This is a genomic window from Streptomyces sp. NPDC008238 (genome assembly GCF_042956445.1).
Classification (GTDB): domain Bacteria; phylum Actinomycetota; class Actinomycetes; order Streptomycetales; family Streptomycetaceae; genus Actinacidiphila.
In genome coordinates this window covers 78,901-102,190 of record NZ_JBIBGK010000024.1, presented here as the reverse complement: position 1 = coordinate 102,190, position 23,290 = coordinate 78,901, and the positions used below count along the sequence as shown (strand labels likewise).

Below are 23,290 nucleotides of genomic sequence, written 5' to 3'. Positions count from 1 at the left end.
TCTTCCGGGCCCGCCTACCAGCCGGTAGGAATGCCGGTGCGGTGCCCGCCGACCTCGGGGCTCCGCGTCCCGCGCCCGGAGAGCCGAGAGGAAGACCCGATGGCCAGGCCCGCGCCGACGCGTCCGGTGAGCACGGCGGCTGCCACGGACGCCCCTGGCCAGGGCCACCACGAGGTGCTGAGGGCCGCCGCGTCGCAGGTGCGCGGGCAGGTGGGGCCGGTGGCGGAGCACATCGTCGAGCGGATCCGGGACCGGCACCCGGCCTACCGGGAGCCCGCGCTGGCCCCGGCCGGGTTCCTGGCGGAGACCGAGGGGTCGGTGGCCGCCGTCCTCGACTCGCTCGCCGATCCCGGGCGCTCGGCGGTGTCCGCCGAGTACCTGTCGTGGGTGGGGGAACGCCGGGCCTGGCAGGGCTTCCCGCTCGAGCCGATGATGGGCGCCTGCCGTACGGCGGGGGACGCGCTGTGGCTCACGCTGGTCCGGGCGGGGTCGGGCCAGGGTCCCGAGGGGACGCAGCTGATCGCCCGCGCGGCGGCGGAGGTCTGGGACCTGTTCGAGCGCGACAGCCGGCTGATGGCCGACGCCTATGTGCGGGCCCGCGGCGAGGTGACGTTCCACCGGCAGCGCGGCCGCAGGGCGCTGGAGGCCCTGCTCGCCGGGCGGCTGGACGCCCCGGGCCTCGCGGAGGCCGCGGACGCCCTCGGCCTGCCCGGGCAGGGGCGCTTCGCGGTCGCCGTCGTCCGCGCCGCCGCCGGTGTCCGGCCGCCCGCACGTCCCCGCAGCGCGGTGCCCTCCCGGGTGCGGGTGCACCGCGCGTCGCTCCCGGCCGGCGGCGAGGTGCTGCTCGCCGAGCTGGACGACCTGGCCGTCGGCGACTTCGCGGCGGCGCTGGAGGTGCCCCCCGGGACGCGGGCCGGGCTGAGCCCGGAGGTGGACCGGCTGGGCGAGGTCGGGCACGCCAGGGAACTGGCCGAACTGGCGTTGCGCACCTGCACCCGGGACGGCGAGGTGGCCGTCCTCGACCGCCGCTACCCGGCCGGGCTGCTCGCCCGCCGCCCGGACGTGGCGAGCGAGGTCGCCGCCGGAGTGCTGGGCGGCCTGCGCGAGGCCGACGCCGCGGAGGCCACCGTGCTGCTGGAGACCCTGGAGGCGTGGGTGGAGGCGGGCGGCTCCGTCGAGCGGGCCTCGGCCGCCCTGTTCTGCCACGCCAACACCGTGCGCCGGCGGCTGCGGCGGGTGGAGGAGCTGACCGGCCGTTCCGTGGCGCGCCCGCGCGACGTGGTCCATCTGGCCCTCGCCCTGGACGCCGAGCGGATCCGCACGACGCACGACCCGGGAGCGGCCCGGTGACGGCGCGCCCGCAGGGGCAGGACGAGGCGGTGCGGGAGCTGCTGCGGACGGCGGCGCTGCGCATGAAGGAGCAGGTCGGCGAGGTGTCGGAGCGGGTCATGGCCCGGCTGCACGCCGAGGTACCCGGCTTTGTGGACCATGCCGACGACCCCGACTGCTCCCTGGACGGCTTCGCGAGGATGATCACCATGCACCTCGACCGGCTCGCCGACCCGGAACGGGACGCCGACGCGGCCCGCTCCGTGCGCGAGGCCGGCCGGCGCCAGGCCGCGCGGGGCATGCCGCCGGAACTGCTGGCGCACGTCTTCGCCGTGGGCGGCGCGGTCGTGTGGCAGGGGCTGGTCGACACCGTCGCCGCGCACCACCCCGCCGGCATCCCGCTCATGGTGCACGTCGCCCCGCGCATGTGGGGGTTCCGGGAGCGCACGACGACGATCCTGGCCGACGCCTACCGGGAGACCCTGGGCGAGGGCGGGTCCGCCGGCGGCGGGCAGGCCGTCCACGTGCTCGGCGCGCTGCTGGACGGACGCACCGACAGCCTCGGCGTGCGCGCGGCGGCCCAGGCCCTGGGCGTGCCGGGCGACGGCCGCTTCGTCGTCGCGGTGACCAGCGTGCGGGCCTCGGCCTCCGGCACGCCGGGCGACGACGCCTTCCCGGTGGGCGCCGGCAGCCGGGTGCTGCGGGTGCCCCGCGGAAGGGGCGAGGTCCTGGTCGTCCTGCTCGGCGACCGCTCCCCCGGGGCGCTCGCCGCGCTCCTGGGCGCGGTCCCCGGACTGCGGGCGGGCGTCAGCCCGGTCGTACGCGGCCTGGCCGAGTTGCGCCGGGCACTGACGCTCGCCGAACTGGCCCTGCCCACGTGTGCCTCCGACGGCGAGGTGGCGCTGTGGGAGGAGCGGATGCCGACGGTGGTGGCCGCCGCGGACCGGCGGCTCGCCGGCGAACTGGCCGAGCGCGTCCTCGGCCCTCTGCGGGACCTCACCGACGAGGAACGCGAGTCGCTGCTGGGCACCTTCGCCACCTGGATGGAGTGCGACGGCTCGCCCCGCGCCGCCGCCGCACGCATGGACTGCCACCGCAACACGGTCCTCAACCGCCTGCGCCGTCTCGAACTGCTCACCGGCCGCCGCCTCACCCGCCCCCGCGAACTGGTCGACCTCGCCCTCGCCGTCGACGCGTTCCGCTCCGCTCCCGCGGCCTGAGCGGCCGGGCTGACGGCACCGCCCCGCTACCGGGGCGTCAGCAGCCGCAGGGCCCGCGGGACGGTCCGCGCGGTCAGCGGCAGGGGGCCGAGGGGCTCGCCGTCGGCGTAGCCGGTGACGCCCTCGGCGGCCAGGGTGACCGCGGCCGCCCGGTGCACGGTCACCACGGGGTGGGAGAGGTGGGTGCCGCGGTAGACCCGGGGGAAGACCCGCAGCAGCGTGCTGCGGCTGCACGGCCCGACCACGCAGACGTCGAAGCACCCGTCGTCGAGTTCGGCGCCGGCGCAGATGCGCATGCCGCCGCCGTACGAGGTGCCGTTGCCGACGGCGACGAGGGTGGCCTCGACCTCCGTCTCGGTGCCGTCGTCGAGGGTGATCCGGTACGGGACGGGGCGCAGCGCGGCCAGTTCCGCGAGCATCGCCACGTCGTAGCGGAGCCGCCCGCTGGGCCGGCGCATCCGGTTGCCGCGGTCGTTGACGCGGGAGTCGAAGCCGGAGGCGAGGACCGTGCCGAACCACCGGTCGCCGACGCGGCCGAGGTCGATCTCGCGGACGGACCCCTGCGTCAGCGCCCGGGCGACGGCCTCCCCGGCGACGGCGGGCTCGCGTACCGGCAGCCCGGTCGCCCGGGCGAAGTCGTTGCCGGTGCCGACGGCGACGACACCCAGCGGCGTTCCGGTGCCGGCCACGGCCTGCAGGGCGAGCGACACCATGCCGTCGCCGCCCACCGCGACCAGTGCCCCGGTGCCCTCCGCGACGGCCTCGCGGGCCCGCGCGAGGGCGTCCGCCGCGTCGGTGCCGACGACGGTGCGCACGCCGAAGCCCGCCCGGCGCAGTGCGTCGGCGGCCGGTCCCGCGGCAAGGGCGCCCCGTCCGCGTCCGGCGGTGGGGTTGGCGACGATGGTGATCTCGCTGGTCACGCGCGGACCTTACCGTGCGGTAGCCGGAGCGTCGAGATCAGCGGCGCCCCTTCTTCCGGAGGGGCCGCCGGCGCCGCCGGAGGCCCGCGCCGTACGACGGCGGGGCCCCGCCCGGAGGTCCGGGCGGGGCCCCGCCGGGGGCCGCGCGGTGTCAGGTCGCGTCGTCGAAGTCGCCGGAGCGGCGTCCGTCCTCGACGGGCCCTGCCTGCTCGGGCACGGAGGCCGATACGCGCTCGCCGGGGCCGATCGGCTCCGGTGTGAGGTCCAGCTCGGAGGCCTCGTCGTCGGAGAGCCCGGCGTCGGGGTTGCGCCAGCGCCGGCGGCGGTCGTTCAGCAGGGAGAACGCGACCGCGCCGAAGTAGAGGACGACGATGGGGCCGGACAGGGCGATCATGCTGACCGGGTCGGTGGTCGGCGTCGCGACGGCGCCGAAGACGAAGACGCCCATGACCACGGCGCGCCACCAGCCCGCCATGCGGCGGCCGGTGACCATGCCGACCATGTTCAGCATGACCAGCAGCAGGGGGAGTTCGAAGGCGAGGCCGAAGACCAGCACCATGCGGATGGTGAAGTCCAGTACGCCGTCCAGCTTCAGCAGGTTGGACGAGCCCTCGGGCGTGAAGCTGATCAGCACCTTGATGCTGACCGGCATGATCTTGTAGGCGAGGAAGGCGCCGCCCAGGAAGAGCGGGAGCGCCGCACCCACGAACGCGTAGGTGTACTTGCGCTCGTGACGGTGCAGGCCGGGGGCGATGAACGCCCACAGCTGGTACAGCCAGACCGGGCTGGCGCCGATGACGCCGGCCATGAAGCAGACCTGCATCGTGAGCGCGAACGGCGCCGTCAGCGAGTCGAACGTGACGATGGCGCAGTTGCCGCCGCTGCTGACGATCCCGGGACCGCACTTGGGCACCGGGGAGGCCAGGAACTCCAGGAGTTGCTGGCTGTAGAAGGCGGCCACGATCGCCACCACGACGATCGCGAGCACGCTCTTGGTGAGCCGGTTGCGCAGCTCGCGCAGGTGCTCCACGAGCGGCATGCGCCCCTCGGGGTCCTTCGACGGCTTACTGCGGGCAGACTTGAGCAACCCAGGTCCTCATCTCACGCGGTGGCCGGCGTCCCCGCCGGCGGCCCGTACCTGTGCCGTCGTGTCAGCTCTGCGTCTGGCGCGGCTGCTGGGGCTCGGAGACCGGACGCGCGCTGTTGACGTCACCGGGCGCGGCCTGGATGGTCCTCGGCGCGGCCTGCGCGTCGGTGGGAGCGTCGGCCTGCGCCGGCGCCTGCGGGGCGGCGGTGTCGTCCGACTTCATCGCCTTCGCCTCGCTCTTCAGGATGCGCATCGACTTGCCCAGGCCGCGGGCCATGTCGGGGAGACGCTTGGCCCCGAACAGCAGCAGAACGACGACAAGGATGAGGATGATCTCAGGGGCGCCGAGCCTGCCGAACATAAGCTTTACCTTCTCACCGAGGCGGCATGGGTTCTTGAGCAGCGAACCCCGGGTCCGTGGACACGGTGTCCGCTCTGGCAGCGATCGTAACGTGCGGGGGTAAACGCCTGGCAATCCCCCGGCGTCGTTGCCGTTGCCGCCCCCGCCGCGCTCTCCCGGGGCAACCTCAGCAGCGTACCTTCCAGGACGGGGAACGACGAGGGTGCGCCGGACAGCGCTTACCCGGCGTTTCCCGGAGCCGGCGACGGGGCGGTACGGCCCGGGACGGACGGTGCCCGGCCGGACGCCGCCCCCGGCGGGGCCGTGCTCAGCGGGACAGGTCGCCGGCGCCGCGCGCCAGCGGCTCCGCGGCGCGCCGCAGGTCCTCGGAGGCACGCAGCAGGCGGTCGCTGCTGCGCCCCACCTGCCGGGCGAGGCCGCGCACCTCGGCGTACACGCGGAGGGCCAGGACGCCGAGCACGAGCAGTCCGGCGGTCGCGAGGCCGACGTACAGGTAGAGCCACCACATGGCAGCCGAGCGTAGCGGTTCAGCCGGTGTGCAGCCGCATCGTGCGGACGCCGCCGTCGGTGAGCAGCTCCACGATGCGGTCGCCGGCCGGCTTGCGCACGGAGGCGCCGCAGTCGGGGCAGGTGAAGGAGTAGAAGGTCGTGCGGTGGCTGCCGCCGATGGCCAGCCGCAGGGCGTCGGCGGACAGCTCGAAGCTGGTCCGGCACTCAGGGCAGGAGGCCCGGAAGATCACCTCGGGCGGTTCCGCGGCGGAGTCGCCGGCCCGGCCGACCGCACCGAGGGTGTCCAGGATGTCGAGGTCGTCCACGCGGGCGCCCCTCACTCGCCGTAGGCCGCGAGGGCCCGGGCGGCGGCGTCACGGGCGCTGCCGGCGAGGTCGGCCGGGGACACGATGCGGCCGTCGCGGCCGAGCCGCAGCGCGAGACGGCGCAGCGAGCCCGGGTCGGGGGTGCGCAGGGTGATCCGCAGGCCGCCGTCGGGGAGTTCCTCGGCGAGGTCGTGCGGGTAGTACTCGGCCACCCACCGGCCGCCGGGGCCGACCTCGACCACGACCTCCGGGTCGTCGCCGGCCGGCTGCACCAGGCCCTGGGACAGGTCCCGCGGCTCGACCCGCGGCGGGTCGCTGGGCTGGTCCAGCAGCCGGATCTCGGCGACCCGGTCGAGCCGGAAGGTGCGCCGGTCCTCCGACAGGTAGCACCAGCCCTCGAAGTAGGTGTGGCCGACCGCGAACAGGCGGATCGGGTCGACCTCGCGCTCGGTGAGCTCGTCGCGGGACGGCGAGTAGTAGCGGATCCACAGCCGGCGCCGCTCCGCGATGGCGCGGTCGACGTCCGCGAACACGCTGCCCTCGGACTCGAAGGTGACCGACAGCCGGGAGGACGCTCCGGCGGCCTCGCCGGCCGCGCCCTCGATCTTGGCGGTGGCGCGCAGCAGCGCCTGCCGGTCGCTCTCGCGCAGTCCCGGCAGGTTGGCGACGGCGCGGGCGGCGACCAGCAGCGCGGCGGCCTCGTCGGCGGCCAGCCGAAGTGGCTGGGCGACGTCGTCCACGTTGTGCCACCAGATCCGCTCGCCGTCGGTGTCGATGTCGAGCAGGTCGCCGCCCCGGAAGCTCGTGCCGCACAGCGGCAGCACGTTCAGGTCGCCGATCAGCTCGGCCTCGGTGACACCGAACGCGCGGGCCACGTCGCTCACGCGGGCGCCGGGGCGCTCCCGCAGGTACGTGACCAGCGACAGCATCCGGCGCGTCTGGTCGATCGCGTTGGCCATCTCTCCGTACTCCCCCGCTCAGCCCTTGGCGACGGCGCGCAGCCGGTCCACGACGTCGGCCCGCAGTTCGTCGGGCCCCAGCACGACCACGTCCGGGCCGAACTCCACCAGCCAGGCGTCCAGTCCGTGCCCGTACGGGATCTCCAGCTCGTCCCAGTCGGCGTCGACCGGGAGTATCTCCACCGCACGGGCCCGCAGCGGGTACCCCGAGTCGCGGCGCAGCCGGATCCTGGCGGTCGCGGTGGCGCCCTCGCCGGCCCAGCTGGCCACCGTGGCGCGGACGTCGACGTGGTCGGGCACCTCGGTGGTGAACGCGCCGCCGCGGGTGCGGACCCGGCCGGTGATCCTGGAGAGCCGGAAGACGCGCACGGCGCCCCGGTCGCGGTCCCAGCCGGCCAGGTACCAGTGGCCGCGCCAGCACTCCAGCGCCCACGGCTCCACCTGGCGCGGCTCGGGGCGCACCGCGTTGGCCTTGCGGTAGTCGAAGGCGACGGCGCGGCGCTCCCGGGTGGCGACCATCAGCGGCTCGAACGCCGGCTCCGGGGTGGGGATGCGGGGTTCCAGGGCGCTGTGCCCGGCCGGCTCCCGCACGGCGTCCTCGTCGCCGTCGTCCTCGTCGTGGAAGGGCACGCCCGCGGCCCGCAGCTTCTGCAGGGCGCCGCTGGCGGCCTCGGCGAAGCGCGCCTGCTGCCAGACCTTGGCGGCCAGGCTCAGCGCGGCCGCCTCCTCGGCGTCCAGGGCGATCTCGGGAAGCCGGTTGCGGTCGCGGCGGGCGAGGTAGCCGATCTCGCCGTCGAGGCTCTCCACCGTCTCGATGACCATGCCGAGCTCGCGCAGGTCGTCCTTGTCCCGCTCGAACATGCGGTTGAACGCCTCGTCGGAGCCGATCTCGTGGTACGCCTCGATGGACGCCCGCAGCTCCCGCTTGCTGACCGGGCGCCGGGTGTTCATCAGGCACAGCGCCAGGTTCATCAGCCGCTCGGCCTTGGCAATCGCCACTCGACGCAACCTTCTTCCTTCTTCAGCTCTCCGTCGAGACCCTATCGCGGCCGGGCCCGGCGGCTGAAGCGAAGGCCGGTTCCGGTGGCCGTCCCCCACCAGGCCCGCCCCGGCGCCCGGCACGACGGAGCCCCCGCCGGGCCGGCGGTGCCGGTCGGCGGGGGCTCCGGATCGTGGCCGGGCCGGACGGGTCGGTCAGACCGACAGCAGGTCCACCACGAAGATCAGCGTCTCGCCCGGCTTGATCAGCGGGCTCGGGCTCTGGTTGCCGTAGGCGAGGTGCGCGGGGATGGTCAGCTCGCGACGGCCGCCGACCTTCATACCCTGCACGCCCTGGTCCCAGCCCTTGATGACGCGGCCGCCGCCGAGCGGGAAGGTGAAGGGCGAGTTGCGGTTCCAGCTGGCGTCGAACTCCTCGCCGGTGCTGAAGGCGACACCCACGTAGTGGACGGTGACGTTCTGGCCCGCCTTGGCCTCGGCGCCCTCGCCCTCCCAGATGTCCCTGATCACCAGTTCGGCCGGCGGCTCGCCACCGGGGAAGTCGATCTCGGGCTTCTCGATGCTCACGTACGTGCTCCTAAAGAGGTGCGGACAACCTGCCTAGTCTTACATCACCGCGAGGATGTCGAGGCTGAACACCAGGGTGGACTTGGCCGGGATGCCCGGCTGCTCCTTGTCGCCGTAGCCGAGGTCCGGCGGCACCACGAGCATGACGCGGCTGCCGACCTTCTTGCCCACCAGGCCCTCCTGCCAGCCCTTGATCAGCTGCTGCAGCGGGAACTGGGCCAACTGGCCGTTCTTGTAGCTGGAGTCGAACTCCTTGCCGCCGTTCCACACCACGCCCTTGTACTGCAGCAGCAGGGTGTCGGTGGGCTTGACCGGCCGGCCGTCGCCCTCCAGCACGTAGTTCGCGACCAGCTTGGTCGGCGCCGCCGTCTTGGGCACCTCGACGGAGGGCGCCGCGCCGTCGGTGTTGGTGCCGACCTTGGGCAGCTTCGCGTCGTTCTGCGGGACGGCCTTGCCCTTGGCGGAGCTCTTGGCGTTGAAGGTGTCCACCACGTCGACGACGAACACCAGCGTGTCCGTGCCCTTGATGCCGGCGTCCGGCTGGCCCTGCGCGCCGTAGCCCAGGTTCGGCGGGATCGCCAGCTCGACCCGGTCGCCGACCTTCTTGCCCACCAGGGCCTTGTCCCAGCCCGGGATGACCCGGCCCACGCCGATCGGGAAGATGGCCGGGGCACCCCGGTCCCAGGAGTTGTCGAAGACCTTCGCCGTGTCCCAGACCTGGCCCAGGTAGTTCGCCTGGAGGTAGTCGCCCTCGGCGACGGTCGTGCCGCTGCCCTGGACCAGCGTCTTGACGGCCAGGTCCTTGCTCGGCTGACCCGGGCCCTTGGCGACCGTCGGCTTCTCACCGAACTTCGTACCGGCCGTGATGTCCGGCAGCGGGCCGTCCACGATCTTCACCGGCGCGGTCGCGGACGCGGAACCCGAGGGGGTGGCGCTGGTCGCGGACTTGCCGGACTTGTCGTCACCGCAGCCGGCGAGGGTGAGCAGGCCGGCAGGGACGGCGAGGAGAAGAGAGCGTCGGCGCACGGGGATCCCCATCAGGTCGATCTTGCGTTTTCTGGGCCGCGCGCCACTCTACGACGTGGGCGGGGCCCCGTACGAACACGTACGGGGCCCCGCGTCGTCCACGCCGACGCCGCTACATGCCGGCGATCAGCTTCTCCACCCGGTCGTCCACCGACCGGAAGGGGTCCTTGCACAGCACGGTGCGCTGCGCCTGGTCGTTGAGCTTCAGGTGCACCCAGTCGACGGTGAAGTCGCGCCGCTGCTCCTGGGCACGGCGGATGAAGTCGCCGCGCAGCCGTGCCCGCGTCGTCTGCGGCGGCACGGACTTGGCCTCGAAGATCTTCAGGTCGTTGCAGATCCGCTTGGCCTGCCCCCGCTTCTCCAGCAGGTAGTACAACCCGCGGCGGCGGTGGATGTCGTGGTAGGCGAGGTCTATCTGCGCGATGCGCGGGTGCGACATCGTGATGTTGTCACGCGCCCGGTAACGCTCGATCAGGCGGTACTTCATCACCCAGTCGATCTCGGTACCGATCTTGTCCAGGTCACCGCTGGAGATCGACTCCAGGGTCCGGCCCCACAGTTCGAGGACCTGCTCGATGACACCGCTGCGGATGCCCCGCCGGTCGCAGAAGTCCACCGCCTTGGAGTAGTACTCCTCCTGGATCTCCAGGGCCGAGGCCTCCCGGCCCGAGGCGAGGCGGACCTTGCGCTGGCCCGTTATGTCGTGCGACACCTCGCGGATCGCCCGGATCGGGTTCTCCAGCGTCAGGTCCCGCATCACCGTGCCCGCCTCGATCATGCGCAGCACCAGGTCGGTCGCCCCGACCTTCAGCAGCATGGTCGTCTCGGACATGTTGGAGTCGCCCACGATGACGTGCAGCCGCCGGTAGCGCTCGGCGTCCGCGTGCGGCTCGTCCCGTGTGTTGATGATGGGCCGGGAACGCGTCGTGGCGGAACTGACGCCCTCCCAGATGTGCTCCGCCCGCTGGCTGACGCAGTAGACCGCGCCGCGCGGGGTCTGCAGCACCTTGCCCGCGCCGCACAGCAGCTGCCGGGTCACCAGGAACGGGATCAGGATGTCCGCGAGGCGGGAGAACTCCCCGTGCCGGGCCACCAGGTAGTTCTCGTGGCACCCGTAGGAGTTGCCGGCGGAGTCGGTGTTGTTCTTGAAGAGGTAGACGTCACCCGCGATGCCCTCCTCGTGCAGACGCCGTTCGGCGTCCACCAGGAGACCCTCGAGGATGCGCTCCCCTGCCTTGTCGTGGGTGACGAGTTCCGTCACGTTGTCGCACTCGGGAGTGGCGTACTCCGGGTGCGAACCCACGTCGAGGTAGAGACGGGCGCCATTGCGGAGGAAGACGTTGCTGCTGCGACCCCATGACACGACACGGCGGAAGAGGTACCGCGCCACCTCGTCCGGGGACAGACGCCGCTGTCCCCTGAACGTGCACGTGACGCCGTACTCGTTCTCCAGCCCGAAAATGCGGCGGTCCATGATGAGACCTTACGCCTGATGCGTGGACCTCAAACCGGGTTCGACCACGGCGATTCGATCTTTTTCCGTCCCGGTTGCCGGCCCGGCGGGCATGAGGTAACGCCCACTGGCCAGCAGGACGGCCAGCGCCACCACCCCACCGGCCCCCGCCACACCGAAGGCCGCCGCCGCACCGCCGTACTGCGCGGCCGGGCCCGCCACCGCCGTCCCCACCGCCGCGCCCACGCCGAACGTGGTGACGATCCATGAGAACGCCTCGGTCACCGTGCCCACCGGGGCGTGCCGGTCGACCACCACGAACGCGCAGGCCAGCGACGGCGCGAGGAACAGACCCGCCAGCACCGCCAGGCCCGCCATCAGCGGCACACCCGGCACCAGCGCCAGCGGCAGGTAGCCCACGGCCAGCCCCGCCATCAGCAGCCGCAACCGCCGCTCCGGGACCCCGGCCCACTGCCGCGCCCCGTACACCACCCCGCCCGCCAGGGCCCCGGCACCGATCCCCGACAGCACGTAGCTGGAGACCATCCCGCCACCGTGGCCGTCCGCGTACGCCACCGCCGCCACCGCGATCGACCCCAGCGCCAGCCCCACGAAGAAGAACGAGCCGACCAGCGCCCGCATCCCCGGCGCCCGCAACGGCCCCAGCCAGTCCGGGGTGCGCGGCTGCGTCCGCCACGCCCGCGACGGCGGCGCGGTGACCACGCCCAGCGCCCCCGCCACACCGACCACCGCGATCCACAGCAGCGCCGCCGTCTCCGAGAACGCCGCAACGAGCAGCGTCACCAGCAGCGGCCCCACCGCGAACATGACCTCCTGCGCCGCCGCGTCCAGCGCGTAGGCGGCGTGGATGCGGTCCTCCCGCTTCAGCACGTCCGGCCACAGCGCCCGCAGCCCGCCCTCCAGGGGCGGCGTGAAGAACCCCGCCACCAGCATCGCGGCGTACGCCACGGGCAGCGGCCGGGGCCCGGAGAACGCGAAGAGCGCCATCCCGGCGGCCGAGGCCACCGCCGCGGGGAACATCACCCGCGGCTGCCCCAGCCGGTCCACCGCCCGGCCCAGCAGCGGCTGCCCCACGGCGTTGGCGAGGCCGTAGACCGCCGACAGCGCGCCCGCCAGGGCGAAGTCCCCGCCCTGCGCGCGGGTCAGCAGCACGATGCCCAGGGCCGCCGTCGCGTTCGGCAGCCGGCCGACCAGCGTCCCGGTCAGCAGCCGCACCGCGTACCGGGCCCGCAGCAGGTCCGCGTAGCCGGTCCCCATGGCCGCCCCTTCGCAAGTTGTACGTATAACGTCGTGGGTCATACGTACCATGAGCCCAGCCCACCGGTCCAGCCGCCGGACCCCCCGCACCCCGGCCCGAGACCCCCGACGACCACCCGAAAGAGGCCCCCACGGTGACCGACACAGCGCGCCCGACCTCACGCGACGTCGCACGCGCCGCCGGCGTCTCCCAGGCCACCGTCTCCCTCGTCCTCGGCGACAAATGGCGCGGCCGCGTCTCCGAACGCACCGCCGACACCGTCCGCACCGCCGCCCGCGACCTCGGCTACCGCCCCAACCTCGCCGCCCGCAACCTCCGCCTCGGCCGCACCCGCACCGCGCTCCTGGTCGTCCCCACCCTCACCAACGAGTACTTCGCCCGCGTCTACACCGGCGCCGCCCGCATCGCCGACGACCACGGCTTCGGCGTCGTCCTCTACCCCTCCCCCGAAGGCGTCGGCCCCGCCCGCGACCCCTTCGGCTCCGCCCGCGCCGCCCTCGACGGCATCATCGCCTCCTCCATGGCCGCCGACGCCCTCGCCGCCATCGGCGACGGCGGCCTCCCCCTCGTCATGCTCGACGCCGACCCTGCGGGACCAGGCCCCGCCGCCACCGTCAACCTCGCCATCGCCGACGGCATGCGCCAGATCGCCCAGCACGTCCTCGACCTCGGCCACCACCCCCGCGACATCGCCCACCTCGCCGCCGACATCGACACCTGGACCTTCCGCGAACGCGCCCAGGCCCTCGCCGGCGCCCTCGGCACCACCCCGCCCACCGAACGCGCCCCCCTCACCTACGAGGACGCCCGCCGGGCCACCGAACGCCTCCTGGCCCGCCCCGGCCCACCCCCCACCGCCCTCGTCTGCGACGACGACGTCCTCGCCGTCGGCGCCTGCAAGGCACTGCGCCGCCACGGACTGCGCGTCCCCCACGACGTCTCCGTCACCGGCTACGACGACTCCGCCCTCGCCACCGCCGTCGAACCCGAACTCACCACCGTCACCCTCCCCGCCGACGCCGTCGGCGCCGAAGGCATGACCGCACTCCTCCACACCCTCGCCGACCACCCCGTCACCGCCACCACCACCGAACTCCCCGTCCGGCTCGTCGTACGCGGCTCCACCGCCCCACCACGCCACCCCTGAGACGACCGACGCCCCGGCCGCCGAAAAGGCGACCGGGGCGTCGGGAACGGGCCTCAGCCCGTCACACCTCTCACACGTCCTCGTCGAGCTCCGGAAGGTCGTCGTCCCCCTCCACGGGAGCAGCCGACGGAGCCGGCTTCTCCGCCTTCTCCACCGAAGGCGCCGCCGCCCCCTCCCCCTCCAGCAGACGCGACAACTGCCGACCCAGGATCCGCTTGAACTTGCGCTGCTGCGGCCGCGTACGGTCCAGCACCGCCACCTCGAGCTGCTCCGCCGTGAGCTGCCGGTCACTGCCGTTGCTGTCCCGGCTCAGCGACTCCACCGCCAGCTTCAGCGCCTCCGCCAGCGTCATGCCGTCACGGTGCCGCTGGTCCAGGTAACTGCCGATCTGATCGGAGTTGCCACCCACCGCCACCGCACCGTGCTCGTCCACGATCGAACCGTCGTGCGGCAACCGGTAGATCTGGTCCTCCGAGGAGTCCGCACCCACCTCCGCGACGATCAGCTCCACCTCGTACGGCTTCTCCCCCACGCTCGAGAAGATCGTGCCCAGCGTCTGCGCGTACACGTTCGCCAGACCACGCGCCGTCACGTCGTCCCGGTCGTAGGTGTAACCCCGCAGATCGGCGTAGCGCACCCCACCGATCCGCAGGTTCTCGAACTCGTTGTACTTGCCCACCGCCGCGAAAGCGATCCGGTCGTAGATCTCACTGACCTTGTGCAGGGCACGGGACGGGTTCTCGGCGATGAAGACGATGCCGTCGGTGTACTGCAGCACGACGACGCTGCGCCCGCGCGCGATGCCCTTGCGGGCGAACTCGGCACGGTCGGCCATGGCCTGCTGGGGTGAGACATAGAACGGCGTCGACACCGGCTATCCGTCCCTTTCTGTCAGTAGCGAGTGCATCTCGGACGACCAGCTCAGAGCAGCGCGGCCCGCGGGCCGTCCGGCAGCTCCAGCCGCCGCTCGTGGACGGCCCGGACGATCTCCGACGCCTCCGCCTCGGTCAGCTTGCGGAAACCCTCGTCGGTGATCACCGTGACGATCGGGTAGATCCGCCGCCCAAGATCCGGGCCACCGGTCGCCGAATCGTCGTCCGCCGCGTCGTACAGCGCCTGGACCACCAACGTCGTCGCCTGCGACTCCGTGAGATCCGGCTTGTACAGCTTCTTCATCGAACCCCGCGCGAACACCGAGCCCGAACCCGTCGCCGCGAACCCGTGCTCCTCGGAACGGCCACCCGTCACGTCGTACGAGAAGATCCGCCCCTTCTCACGGTCCGTGTCGTAACCGGCGAACAGCGGCACCACCGCCAGCCCCTGCAGCGCCATCCCCAGGTTCCCTCGGATCATGGTCGACAGGCGGTTCGCCTTGCCCTCCAGCGAGAGCGTCGCGCCCTCGATCTTCTCGTAGTGCTCCAGCTCCAGCTGGAACAGCTTCACCATCTCCACCGCCAGGCCCGCCGTGCCCGCGATGCCGACCGCCGAGTACTCGTCGGCCGGGAAGACCTTCTCGATGTCCCGCTGCGCGATGACGTTGCCCATCGTGGCCCGCCGGTCACCGGCGAGCACCACACCGCCGGGGAAGGCCGCCGCCACGATCGTCGTACCGTGCGGCAGCTCGACGGCCCCCTTCACGGCGGGCAGGGTCCGGTTGCCCGGGAGCATCCCCGGCGCGTGCGCCCCCAGGAAGTCCACGAACGAGGACGAGCCAGGCGTCAGGAAGGCAGCTGGTAGACGCCCGGTGCTACGAGTGTTGGCTTCCACACGTTTCCTTCCACGTAGGCGGCCGCCCGCCGTATGACGTCGGGCCGATCCTTGAACTGCCCCAGCGCGGCGTTGCAGCTGAAGCACAGTACGCCACGGACCCTACCCGTCCCGTGGTCGTGATCCACATGTTCGGCCGGGGCGTCCAAACAAATGCAGCAAATGCCGAACTGCTCGGCGACCATGGCGTCCCGCTCGGCCTCGGTCATCCCGTACTTCCGCTTGAGGTGGCCGGCCCGGCCCTCCACCGCCCGGCCCGACTTGCACCGGCTCGACAGGCCGTCCGAGGCACTGCTGTTGCGGTCCCACTCGCTGTGCGGCTTGGTCTCCCCGCAACGACGGCAGTGCTTGTGCCCGTCAGGCACAAGCACTCGCGGCCGCACGTTCTTGCCCCTCGCCAGCTGCCTCTGCTGGTGGTACTCGGCCCAGCACTCCCGGCAGTAGGCCTGGAGGCCGTCGCGTGAGGCCCTGTTGTTGGCGAACGCCCCGCGTGGCAGCAGCTCCTTACACCGAGAGCACCGCTTCACGCCCCCCTCGTTCATGTACGTGGACTACTGTCCACCCTTCTGAACGAACGAGCGTACGAAATCCTCCGCGTTCTCCTCGAGGACGTCATCGATCTCGTCCAGCACGGAGTCCACGTCGTCCGACAGCTTCTCCTGCCGCTCCTTGAGGTCGGAGGCGCCCTGCGCGTCCTGCGCGGTCTCCTCGACCTCCTCGGTCGAACGCGTGGCCTTCTGCTGCCCGCCGCCGGTGTCCTTGGTAGCCATGTGTCCCTCACCCCGCTCGGTGTCCATGTCCTACAAGATCAGACCCTACAAGGAGGGTCTGACTTCGGCCCCCGGTATTGCCCAACGTCCGGGGGCCACCCCGATGATTCCCGGTTCGGACGGATTTCAGCCCTGCTCAGCCGCCCGACAGGATCCGCACCAGCTCCTCCGCGGTGCGGCAGCGGTCCAGCAGCTCCTTGACGTGGTTGCGGGTGCCCCGCAACGGCTCCAGCGTCGGGACGCGCTGCAGGGAGTCCCGGCCGGGGAGGTCGAAGATCACGGAGTCCCAGGAGGCCGCCGCGACGTCGTCCGCGTACTGCTCCAGGCAGCGGCCGCGGAAGTAGGCGCGGGTGTCCTCCGGGGGCTTGCTCATGGCCCGTACGACCTCGTCCTCGGTCACCAGCCGCTGGATGCGGCCGCGGGCCTCCAGGCGGTTGTAGAGGCCCTTCTCGGGGCGTACGTCCGCGTACTGGAGGTCGACGAGGTGCAGCCGGGCGGCGTCCCAGTCGAGGGAGTCGCGGCGCCGGTAGCCCTCGAGGAGTTCGCGCTTGGCGATCCAGTCGAGTTCGCCGGCGAGGCTCATGGGGTCGCCCTCGAGCCGGTTGAGCACGTCCTCCCAGCGTCCGAGGACGTCCTTGGTCTGGTCGTCGGCGTCGGTGCCGAAGCGGTCCTCGACGTACTTGCGGGCCAGCTCGCAGTACTCCATCTGGAGCTGGACGGCGGTCAGGGTGCGCCCGCTGCGCAGCGTGATGAGGCGTCGCAGGGTGGGGTCGTGGCTGACCTGGTGGAGGGTGCGTACGGGCTGGTCGACGGCGAGGTCGACGTTGATGAAGCCGTCCTCGATCATCGACAGCACGAGTGCGGTGGTGCCGAGCTTGAGGTAGGTGGAGATCTCGGAGAGGTTGGCGTCGCCGATGATCACGTGCAGCCGGCGGTACTTCTCGGCGTCGGCGTGCGGCTCGTCGCGGGTGTTGATGATGGGCCGCTTGAGGGTGGTCTCGAGTCCGACCTCGACCTCGAAGTAGTCGGCGCGCTGGCTGATCTGGAAGCCGTGTTCGTGGCCGTCCTGGCCGATTCCGACGCGGCCGGCGCCGGTGACGACCTGGCGGCAGACGAAGAAGGGCGTGAGGTGGCGCACGATGTCCGAGAAGGGGGTCTCCCGCTTCATCAGGTAGTTCTCGTGGGTGCCGTAGGACGCGCCCTTGTTGTCGGTGTTGTTCTTGTAGAGGTGGATCGGCTGGGCGCCGGGGAGCTGGGCGGCGCGTTCGGCGGCCTCGGCCATGATGCGCTCGCCGGCCTTGTCCCACAGGACGGCGTCGCGGGGGTTGGTGACCTCCGGGGCGCTGTACTCGGGGTGGGCGTGGTCGACGTAGAGCCGTGCTCCGTTGGTGAGGATGACGTTGGCGAGGCCGATGTCCTCGTCGGTGAGCTGGCTGGTGTCCGCGGCCTCTCGGGCGAGGTCGAAGCCGCGGGCGTCCCGCAGCGGGTTCTCCTCCTCGAAGTCCCAGCGGGCGCGGCGCGCCCGGTGCATCGCCGCCGCGTAGGCGTTGACGACCTGGGACGAGGTGAGCATGGCATTGGCGTTCGGGTGGCCCGGGACGGAGATCCCGTACTCCGTCTCGATGCCCATTACTCGCCGTACGGTCATGCGGCCCTCCTTGCCCGGCTGCGGCCCGTGGTGGGCCGGTCGCTCAAGTACCGCTTCGCGATGGGACCTCGTGCGGTACCGCTGAGCCTAGAACGCGATGGCGGTGGTGGGGAGATCATTACGCGCTTTCCTGGGTGGTGCCGGGGTGAAATGCTCCGGCTGCGGGTGCCCCTGCGTGGGCACCCGCAGCCGGGGGGTGGTCGCGTGTTACAGGTACTGGCCCGTGTTGGCGACGGTGTCGATGGAGCGACCGGTGTCGGCGCCCTGCTTGCCGGTGACGAGGGTGCGGATGAAGACGATCCGCTCGCCCTTCTTGCCGGAGATGCGGGCCCAGTCGTCCGGGTTGGTGGTGTTGGGCAGGTCCTCGTTCTCCTTGAACTCGTCCACGCAGGCGGCGAGCAGGTGGGAGACGCGCAGACCGCGCTGGTTGTGGTCGAGGAAGGCCTTGATCGCCATCTTCTTGGCCCGGTCCACGATGTTCTGGATCATGGCGCCGGAGTTGAAGTCCTTGAAGTAGAGGACTTCCTTGTCACCGTTGGCGTAGGTGACCTCCAGGAAGCGGTTCTCCTCGGACTCGGAGTACATCCGCTCGACGACCGACTGGATCATGGCGTCGACGGTGGCCTCGGCGGACTCGCCGTGCTCGGACAGGTCCTCCGAGTGCAGCGGCAGGGTCGCGACGAGGTACTTGGAGAAGATGTCCTTGGCCGCCTCGGCGTCCGGGCGCTCGATCTTGATCTTCACGTCCAGGCGGCCGGGCCGCAGGATCGCGGGGTCGATCATGTCCTCGCGGTTGGAGGCGCCGATGACGATGACGTTCTCCAGTCCCTCGACGCCGTCGATCTCGGCGAGCAGCTGCGGGACGATGGTGTTCTCCACGTCCGAGCTGACGCCGGACCCACGGGTCCGGAACAGCGACTCCATCTCGTCGAAGAAGACGATGACGGGGGTGCCCTCGCCGGCCTTCTCCCTCGCACGCTGGAAGACCAGGCGGATCTGCCGCTCGGTCTCGCCGACGTACTTGTTCAGCAGCTCGGGGCCCTTGATGTTCAGGAAGTAGCTCTTGCCCTGGGGCTGCCCGGTGACCTCGGCGACCTTCTTGGCAAGGGAGTTGGCGACCGCCTTGGCGATCAGGGTCTTGCCGCAGCCGGGGGGGCCGTAGAGGAGCACGCCCTTGGGCGGGCGGAGCTCGTACTCCTTGAACAGCTCGGCGTGCAGGTAGGGCAGTTCGACCGCGTCGCGGATCTGCTCGATCTGGTTCCGCAGGCCGCCGATCTGGCGGTAGTCGATGTCGGGGACCTCTTCGAGGACGAGTTCTTCGACCTCGCTCTTGGGGACCCGCTCGTAGACGTATCCGGAGCGCGGTTCGAGCAGCAGCGCGTCGCCGGCGCGGAGGGTGCCGTCCAGCAGCGGCTCGGCGAGCCGCACCACCCGCTCCTCGTCGGTGTGCCCGATGACCAGGGCCCGCTCGCCGTCCTCGAGGATCTCCTTGAGGGTGACGATGTCTCCGATGCGCTCGAACTCCATGGCCTCGACCACGTTGAGCGCCTCGTTGAGCATGACTTCCTGGCCGCGCCGGAGGTCGTCCAGCTCGACGGACGGGCTGACGTTCACCCGCAGCTTGCGGCCGCCGGTGAAGATGTCGGCCGTCCCGTCGTCGTTCGCCTGCAGGAACACGCCGAATCCGGCAGGGGGCTGTGCGAGGCGGTCCACCTCTTCCTTGAGGGCCACGATCTGGTCGCGGGCCTCGCGGAGGGTGTTCGCCAGCCGCTCGTTCTGAGCGGACACGCCTGCCAGGTTGGTCTGCAGCTCGACGATCCGCTCCTCGAGAATCCTCGTGTGCCGCGGAGAGTCGGCGAGCTTACGTCGCAGGACGGCGATCTCCTGCTCAAGAAAGGCGACCTGGCTCATGGGGTCTTCCGATCCACGAGCGGGTCGGCCGCCACGGTTGATGTCGTCGTCGTGGGCCGCCACGGTCCTCACCTCCTCCAAGGGGAGCTGGACGCTTCCAGACCCTACCTGGGCCAGTAGGGGTTGAAACCCCTAGATCACAAAGACGTCCTGGGTGTGTCCGATCTTCACCCTTGCGCACGTCCTCCCGCCAGGGAGATACCCAGCCATCACCATCCGAAAGCGGCCGGTTGTATCGTCGGTTCGGTCAACGCCCGTCATGGGCTGTCCCTTCCCGAACGATGAACGGCAGGCGAGGTACCGGTGAGCGAGGAAGTCGTCGAGGCGCTTGAGGTCTGGATCGATCAGGACCTGTGCACCGGGGACGGCATCTGTGTGCAGTACGCGCCCGAGGTGTTCGAGCTGGACATCGACGGGCTCGCCTACGTGAAGGGCGACGACGCCGAACTCCGTCAGGCACCCGGGGCCACGGTCCCGGTTCCCCTGCCGTTGTTGACCGATGTGGTGGATTCGGCCAGGGACTGCCCTGGCGACTGCATTCATGTGCGTCGGGTTTCGGACAGTGTAGAGCTGTACGGACCCGACGCGGAGTGATCTGTCACACGCCGCCGGCGAGCGGTCCGGGGATCTCGTAGTAGGTGCCGGACCGCCATTCCCAGCTGTAGTCGCGCTGCTGGTCCGGGCAGCACCGGGGCACGTCGTCGGTGGAGTAGCCGAGGACGGTGGCCCGTACGGTACGGCCGTCGATCCGCAGTCCCTTGAAGCTGCGCTGCTCCTCGGGGCCGACGAGGGTCTCGGCGATCCGGGGGGTGCCGCCGGCGGCCGGATCCGTCGACAGCACGTACAGGCCACTGGGCGGGGTGCCGGTCTCGGAGTGGCAGCGGGCGACGGCGACGGTCTCGGGGCGGCCGTCCCCGTCGAGGTCCGCGGAGGCGCGGTCCACGACGTCCACGGGGGCGCCGGCGCATTCCAGGGGGAAGCGGGCGGCGCGGGGGTCCGGGGGTGCCACGTCGGCGGGGGCGGGCTTGCCGGCCTTGGCGTCGGCGGCGGTTCTGCCCGTGGAGGCGCCGGCGGGCTGCACGAGGGCGGCGCTGCCCATGACGGCGGCGATCACCGCGGCGGTCGTGATCCAGTGCACCGAGCGGGCTCGGGTGTGCGGGAGGGCCGGCCCTGCGGATGGCTGCACGCGCCTGTCTCCTGTGGAGTTGGTCGAGCGGGGTGGCCAGCATCGTGCCACAGGTCACAGTCAGTTGGTACGACCGGGGCCCGTGTTGCGGGAGATGTCCACGGGGTGTGGCGAAGCGCCGCCGCCGGGGTGTCCGGCGACGGCGCTTCGGGGTCGGGTGGTTACGCGCCGGTGGCCGGCTTGCCGCCGCCCGGGCCGGTGTAGTCCTCGCCGTACGCGCCGGGCGCGGGGCGCCTGCGCCGTACGGGGGGCTCGACGCCGTCGGCGAGGCGGCGGGCGGTCAGCAGGAAGCCGGTGTGCCCGATCATGCGGTGGTCGGGGCGTACGGCCAGTCCCTCGATGTGCCAGGTGCGGACCATCGTCTCCCAAGCGGACGGCTCGTTGAAGGTGCCGTGCTCGCGGATCGCCTCGACGGTGCGGGCGAGCTGGGTCGTGGTGGCCACGTAGGCGCAGAGGATGCCGCCGGGGACGAGTGCCTTGGAGACGGCCTCGAGGCATTCCCAGGGAGCGAGCATGTCGAGGATGACCCGGTCGACCTCGGTGTCGCTGAGGTTGTCCTGGAGGTCGCCGACGGTGAGCTGCCACGCGGGGTGCGGGCCGCCGAAGTACCGCTCGACGTTCTGGGTGGCGATCTCGGCGAAGTCGGCGCGGCGCTCGTAGGAGTGCAGCATCCCCTGGTCGCCGACGGCGCGCAGCAGGAACATGCTGAGCGAGCCGGAGCCGACGCCCGCCTCCACGACGCGTGCGCCGGGGAAGATGTCGGCCATCGACAGGATCTGCCCCGCGTCCTTGGGGTAGACCACGGCGGCACCGCGGGGCATGGACAGGACGTAGTCGGGGAGCAGGGGGCGCAGCGCGAGGTAGGCGACGTTTCCCGTGGTACGGACCACACTGCCCTCGGGGGCGCCGATCAGCTCGTCGTGGGGGAAGGAACCCTTGTGGGTGTGGAAGTTCTTCCCGGCCTCGAGCGTGAACGTGTAGTGGCGTCCCTTGGGATCGGTGAGCTGGACCTGGTCCCCGACCTTGAAGGGCCCGCGTCGGCGGGCGGCACCGGTCGGTTCGGACATGCCGACAAGCCTACCGGTGTTTTTTGAAGGCTCGGTTCGCCTCCGGGGCGCTCTCTTTTTCTCGGGCTCGGTTCGCCTCCGGGGCGCCCTCTGCACCTGTCGACGGTCGACCATACTCGGCTCCTCGTACCTCGGAGCCTCCGTGTGCTCCCCCTTTCGACAGGCGCGCGCCCCTTCGGCTCACTCGCGGGGGTGCGTGGGCGCCGTCCAGGCCTGCCGGGTCATCGCAGACACCCCAGCGGTCGGCGCCCGTGCACATCCGACTACTGCCTCGGCGAGTGAGCCGAAGGGGGGCGCGCGCCTGCCGGGTCATCGCAGACACCCCAGCGGTCGGCGCCCGTGCACATCCGACTACTGCCTCGGCGAGTGAGCCGAAGGGGCGCGGACGGTGTCGAAAGGGAGAGCGCGCGGAGGTCGCGAGGAACGAGTGACCGAGCACGGTCGACCGTCGACACCGGCTGGGGCGCCCCGGAGGCGAACCGAGCCCTAGGAAGAGGGCCTCGCCATGGCTGCGAGGAAGGCCTTCTCCACGTCGGCGGTGGACAGGACGCCGTAGACCTCGCCGGAGTTCTCGATGACGAGGTACTCCGTGGCGGGGGTGGCGCGCAGGGTGTCCAGGAGGTCTTCGCCGGCGAGTTCGGCGGAGACCTTCATGCCGGGCTTGATGTCCTGGGCGAGGCCGGAGACGGCGACCCAGGGGCGGCGGTGCTCGGGGACGCCGACGATGGCGGCTTCGCGGACGACGGCGGTGGGGGTGCCCTGGCCGTCGACGACGACGAGGGCGCGGGCGCCGGCCTCGTTGGCCCGGCGCAGGGCCTCGGACAGCGGGGTGTCGGAGGCGACGGGGAGGGCGCGCCGGGTGAGGGTGCGGGCCTGGAGTTCGGGGAGGTGCTCACGCAGCCGTGCCATGCGCAGGCTGTTGCCGGCGCCGGTCCAGATGATGGCGGCGAGGATGGCGGCGAGCAGGGCGTCGGTGAGGGAGTCGAAGCCGGTGGCGCCGTCGCCGCCGTCGTTCATGCCGCCGGCGTACGACAGCAGCGGGAGGCCGACGAGGACGGCGATGGCGAGGGCGCGTCCGGTCCAGGCGGCGGCGATGGTGCCGGTCATGGCCTTGCCGCTGATCTTCCAGATGACGGCGCGGAGCATCCGTCCGCCGTCGAGCGGGAGGCCGGGCAGCAGGTTGAAGACGGCCACGAGCAGGTTGCTGATCATGAGTCCGGCGAGCAGGACGCCGGGGACGGTGTCGGGTTCGACGCCGTACATGCCGAGGTAGAAGACCCCGGCGAGGACGAGGGAGAGCAGGGGGCCGACGAAGGCGAGGACGAATTCGCGGCCGGGGGTCTCGGACTCCTTCTCGATCTCGGAGACGCCGCCGAAGAACTGCAGCTGGATGCGGCGCACGGGCAGCTCGAAGCAGAGGGCGGCCACGGTGTGGGCGAGTTCGTGGACGAGCACGGAGGCGTAGAAGGCGACCGCGAAGAAGAGCGAGACGAGGTAGCGGACGCCGCCGAGCTCGGGCAGGACGCGGTCGAGCTGGCCGCCGAAGACCCAGGTGATGAGGGCGGCGACGAGGAACCAGCTGGGCGCGACGTAGACGGGCACGCCGAAGAAGCGGCCCATGAGGATGCCGCCGCCGGGTCCCGGGGGGCGTTTGGCGGGCCCGTCGCCGGTTCCGGGAGTCCCCTCGCCGCCCGGCGGCGGCTGCTGGCTCTCGCTCACTGGTTCCCCTCGTGTCGCTGACGCTCCGACGTCGATGGTATTGCCCGGTTGCGGGGACCC

The 23,290-nt window shown here is 72.0% G+C and carries 24 protein-coding genes; 4 read left to right on the top strand and 20 right to left on the bottom strand.

Features of this window, described 5'->3' with window-relative positions:
• Positions 1–99 precede the first annotated feature (99 nt).
• Both ACFZAU_RS33300 and ACFZAU_RS33295 read left to right on the top strand, forming a co-directional pair.
• Positions 100–1,350: a helix-turn-helix domain-containing protein gene (locus tag ACFZAU_RS33300; protein WP_500555257.1), complete on the top strand. Its 1,251-nt coding sequence runs from the start codon at positions 100–102 to the stop codon at positions 1,348–1,350.
• Positions 1,347–2,549, top strand: coding sequence for an RsbRD N-terminal domain-containing protein (locus ACFZAU_RS33295; RefSeq protein WP_500555256.1), 1,203 nt, complete (start codon positions 1,347–1,349; stop codon positions 2,547–2,549). The genes ACFZAU_RS33300 and ACFZAU_RS33295 overlap by 4 nt, the downstream gene beginning before the upstream one ends.
• 26 nt (positions 2,550–2,575) lie before the next feature.
• Here the strand turns inward: ACFZAU_RS33295 and ACFZAU_RS33290 are convergent, their stop codons facing one another.
• From ACFZAU_RS33290 to ACFZAU_RS33240, 11 genes are all read right to left on the bottom strand, one after another.
• Positions 2,576–3,469, bottom strand: a complete 894-nt coding sequence (locus ACFZAU_RS33290) for a diacylglycerol kinase (protein WP_500555255.1) — start codon at positions 3,467–3,469, stop codon at positions 2,576–2,578.
• Between the two features lie 151 nt (positions 3,470–3,620).
• Complete coding sequence (gene tatC / locus ACFZAU_RS33285; protein ID WP_499603539.1) at positions 3,621–4,508, bottom strand: twin-arginine translocase subunit TatC; 888 nt, start codon at positions 4,506–4,508, stop codon at positions 3,621–3,623.
• A gap of 112 nt (positions 4,509–4,620) precedes the next feature.
• Positions 4,621–4,917: a Sec-independent protein translocase subunit TatA gene (gene tatA, locus ACFZAU_RS33280; protein WP_500463560.1), complete on the bottom strand. Its 297-nt coding sequence runs from the start codon at positions 4,915–4,917 to the stop codon at positions 4,621–4,623.
• A gap of 307 nt (positions 4,918–5,224) precedes the next feature.
• On the bottom strand, positions 5,225–5,425 hold the full coding sequence (locus ACFZAU_RS33275) for a hypothetical protein (protein ID WP_499603542.1): 201 nt from the start codon (positions 5,423–5,425) through the stop codon (positions 5,225–5,227).
• Between the two features lie 19 nt (positions 5,426–5,444).
• Positions 5,445–5,714: a hypothetical protein gene (locus ACFZAU_RS33270; protein ID WP_500555267.1), complete on the bottom strand. Its 270-nt coding sequence runs from the start codon at positions 5,712–5,714 to the stop codon at positions 5,445–5,447.
• Positions 5,715–5,743: 29 nt separating this feature from the next.
• The gene (locus ACFZAU_RS33265; protein ID WP_499603544.1) at positions 5,744–6,691 is read right to left on the bottom strand and encodes a helix-turn-helix transcriptional regulator; all 948 of its coding nucleotides are present in this window, start codon (positions 6,689–6,691) and stop codon (positions 5,744–5,746) included.
• Between the two features lie 18 nt (positions 6,692–6,709).
• Positions 6,710–7,690 carry a helix-turn-helix transcriptional regulator gene (locus ACFZAU_RS33260; protein WP_500555254.1) on the bottom strand — a complete coding sequence of 327 codons (981 nt, stop codon included), beginning with the start codon at positions 7,688–7,690 and terminating at the stop codon, positions 6,710–6,712.
• Positions 7,691–7,885: 195 nt separating this feature from the next.
• Positions 7,886–8,257 (bottom strand): FKBP-type peptidyl-prolyl cis-trans isomerase, encoded by a 372-nt coding sequence (locus tag ACFZAU_RS33255; RefSeq protein ID WP_499603547.1) that lies wholly within the window; start codon positions 8,255–8,257, stop codon positions 7,886–7,888.
• A gap of 39 nt (positions 8,258–8,296) precedes the next feature.
• A complete protein-coding gene (locus ACFZAU_RS33250) occupies positions 8,297–9,283 on the bottom strand; it encodes an FKBP-type peptidyl-prolyl cis-trans isomerase (protein WP_500555266.1) in 987 nt (328 codons plus the stop codon).
• A gap of 112 nt (positions 9,284–9,395) precedes the next feature.
• Entirely contained in the window at positions 9,396–10,757 is a 1,362-nt protein-coding gene (gene pafA / locus ACFZAU_RS33245) for a Pup--protein ligase (RefSeq protein ID WP_431952161.1), read from the bottom strand.
• 9 nt (positions 10,758–10,766) lie between these two features.
• Complete coding sequence (locus ACFZAU_RS33240) at positions 10,767–12,014, bottom strand: MFS transporter (RefSeq protein WP_500555253.1); 1,248 nt, start codon at positions 12,012–12,014, stop codon at positions 10,767–10,769.
• A gap of 134 nt (positions 12,015–12,148) precedes the next feature.
• Between ACFZAU_RS33240 and ACFZAU_RS33235 the strand changes: the two genes are divergently transcribed.
• On the top strand, positions 12,149–13,162 hold the full coding sequence (locus ACFZAU_RS33235) for a LacI family DNA-binding transcriptional regulator (RefSeq protein WP_500555252.1): 1,014 nt from the start codon (positions 12,149–12,151) through the stop codon (positions 13,160–13,162).
• Between the two features lie 70 nt (positions 13,163–13,232).
• Here the strand turns inward: ACFZAU_RS33235 and prcA are convergent, their stop codons facing one another.
• The 6 genes from prcA to arc all read right to left on the bottom strand — a co-directional run bounded on the left by prcA (position 13,233) and on the right by arc (position 19,321).
• Positions 13,233–14,033 carry a proteasome subunit alpha gene (gene prcA / locus ACFZAU_RS33230; protein WP_499603554.1) on the bottom strand — a complete coding sequence of 267 codons (801 nt, stop codon included), beginning with the start codon at positions 14,031–14,033 and terminating at the stop codon, positions 13,233–13,235.
• Positions 14,034–14,083: 50 nt separating this feature from the next.
• Positions 14,084–14,929, bottom strand: a complete 846-nt coding sequence (gene prcB / locus ACFZAU_RS33225; RefSeq protein ID WP_500463567.1) for a proteasome subunit beta — start codon at positions 14,927–14,929, stop codon at positions 14,084–14,086.
• A complete protein-coding gene (locus tag ACFZAU_RS33220; RefSeq protein ID WP_500555251.1) occupies positions 14,881–15,471 on the bottom strand; it encodes an endonuclease VII domain-containing protein in 591 nt (196 codons plus the stop codon). The genes prcB and ACFZAU_RS33220 overlap by 49 nt, the downstream gene beginning before the upstream one ends.
• Positions 15,472–15,480: 9 nt before the next feature.
• Positions 15,481–15,699 (bottom strand): ubiquitin-like protein Pup, encoded by a 219-nt coding sequence (locus ACFZAU_RS33215; RefSeq protein ID WP_500555250.1) that lies wholly within the window; start codon positions 15,697–15,699, stop codon positions 15,481–15,483.
• 136 nt (positions 15,700–15,835) lie between these two features.
• A complete protein-coding gene (dop, locus tag ACFZAU_RS33210) occupies positions 15,836–17,347 on the bottom strand; it encodes a depupylase/deamidase Dop (protein WP_499603562.1) in 1,512 nt (503 codons plus the stop codon).
• 207 nt (positions 17,348–17,554) lie between these two features.
• Positions 17,555–19,321, bottom strand: a complete 1,767-nt coding sequence (gene arc / locus ACFZAU_RS33205) for a proteasome ATPase (RefSeq protein WP_499603564.1) — start codon at positions 19,319–19,321, stop codon at positions 17,555–17,557.
• 240 nt (positions 19,322–19,561) lie between these two features.
• On the opposite strand from arc, the gene ACFZAU_RS33200 reads away from it, so the two are divergent.
• Positions 19,562–19,852 carry a ferredoxin gene (locus tag ACFZAU_RS33200; RefSeq protein WP_499603566.1) on the top strand — a complete coding sequence of 97 codons (291 nt, stop codon included), beginning with the start codon at positions 19,562–19,564 and terminating at the stop codon, positions 19,850–19,852.
• A gap of 4 nt (positions 19,853–19,856) precedes the next feature.
• On the opposite strand, the gene ACFZAU_RS33195 is transcribed toward ACFZAU_RS33200, so the two are convergent.
• From ACFZAU_RS33195 to ACFZAU_RS33185, 3 genes are all read right to left on the bottom strand, one after another.
• Entirely contained in the window at positions 19,857–20,444 is a 588-nt protein-coding gene (locus tag ACFZAU_RS33195; RefSeq protein ID WP_500555249.1) for a hypothetical protein, read from the bottom strand.
• A gap of 161 nt (positions 20,445–20,605) precedes the next feature.
• Positions 20,606–21,511 carry a tRNA (adenine-N1)-methyltransferase gene (locus tag ACFZAU_RS33190; RefSeq protein WP_499603570.1) on the bottom strand — a complete coding sequence of 302 codons (906 nt, stop codon included), beginning with the start codon at positions 21,509–21,511 and terminating at the stop codon, positions 20,606–20,608.
• 486 nt (positions 21,512–21,997) lie between these two features.
• Entirely contained in the window at positions 21,998–23,230 is a 1,233-nt protein-coding gene (locus ACFZAU_RS33185) for a site-2 protease family protein (protein ID WP_500555248.1), read from the bottom strand.
• Positions 23,231–23,290: the final 60 nt, after the last annotated feature.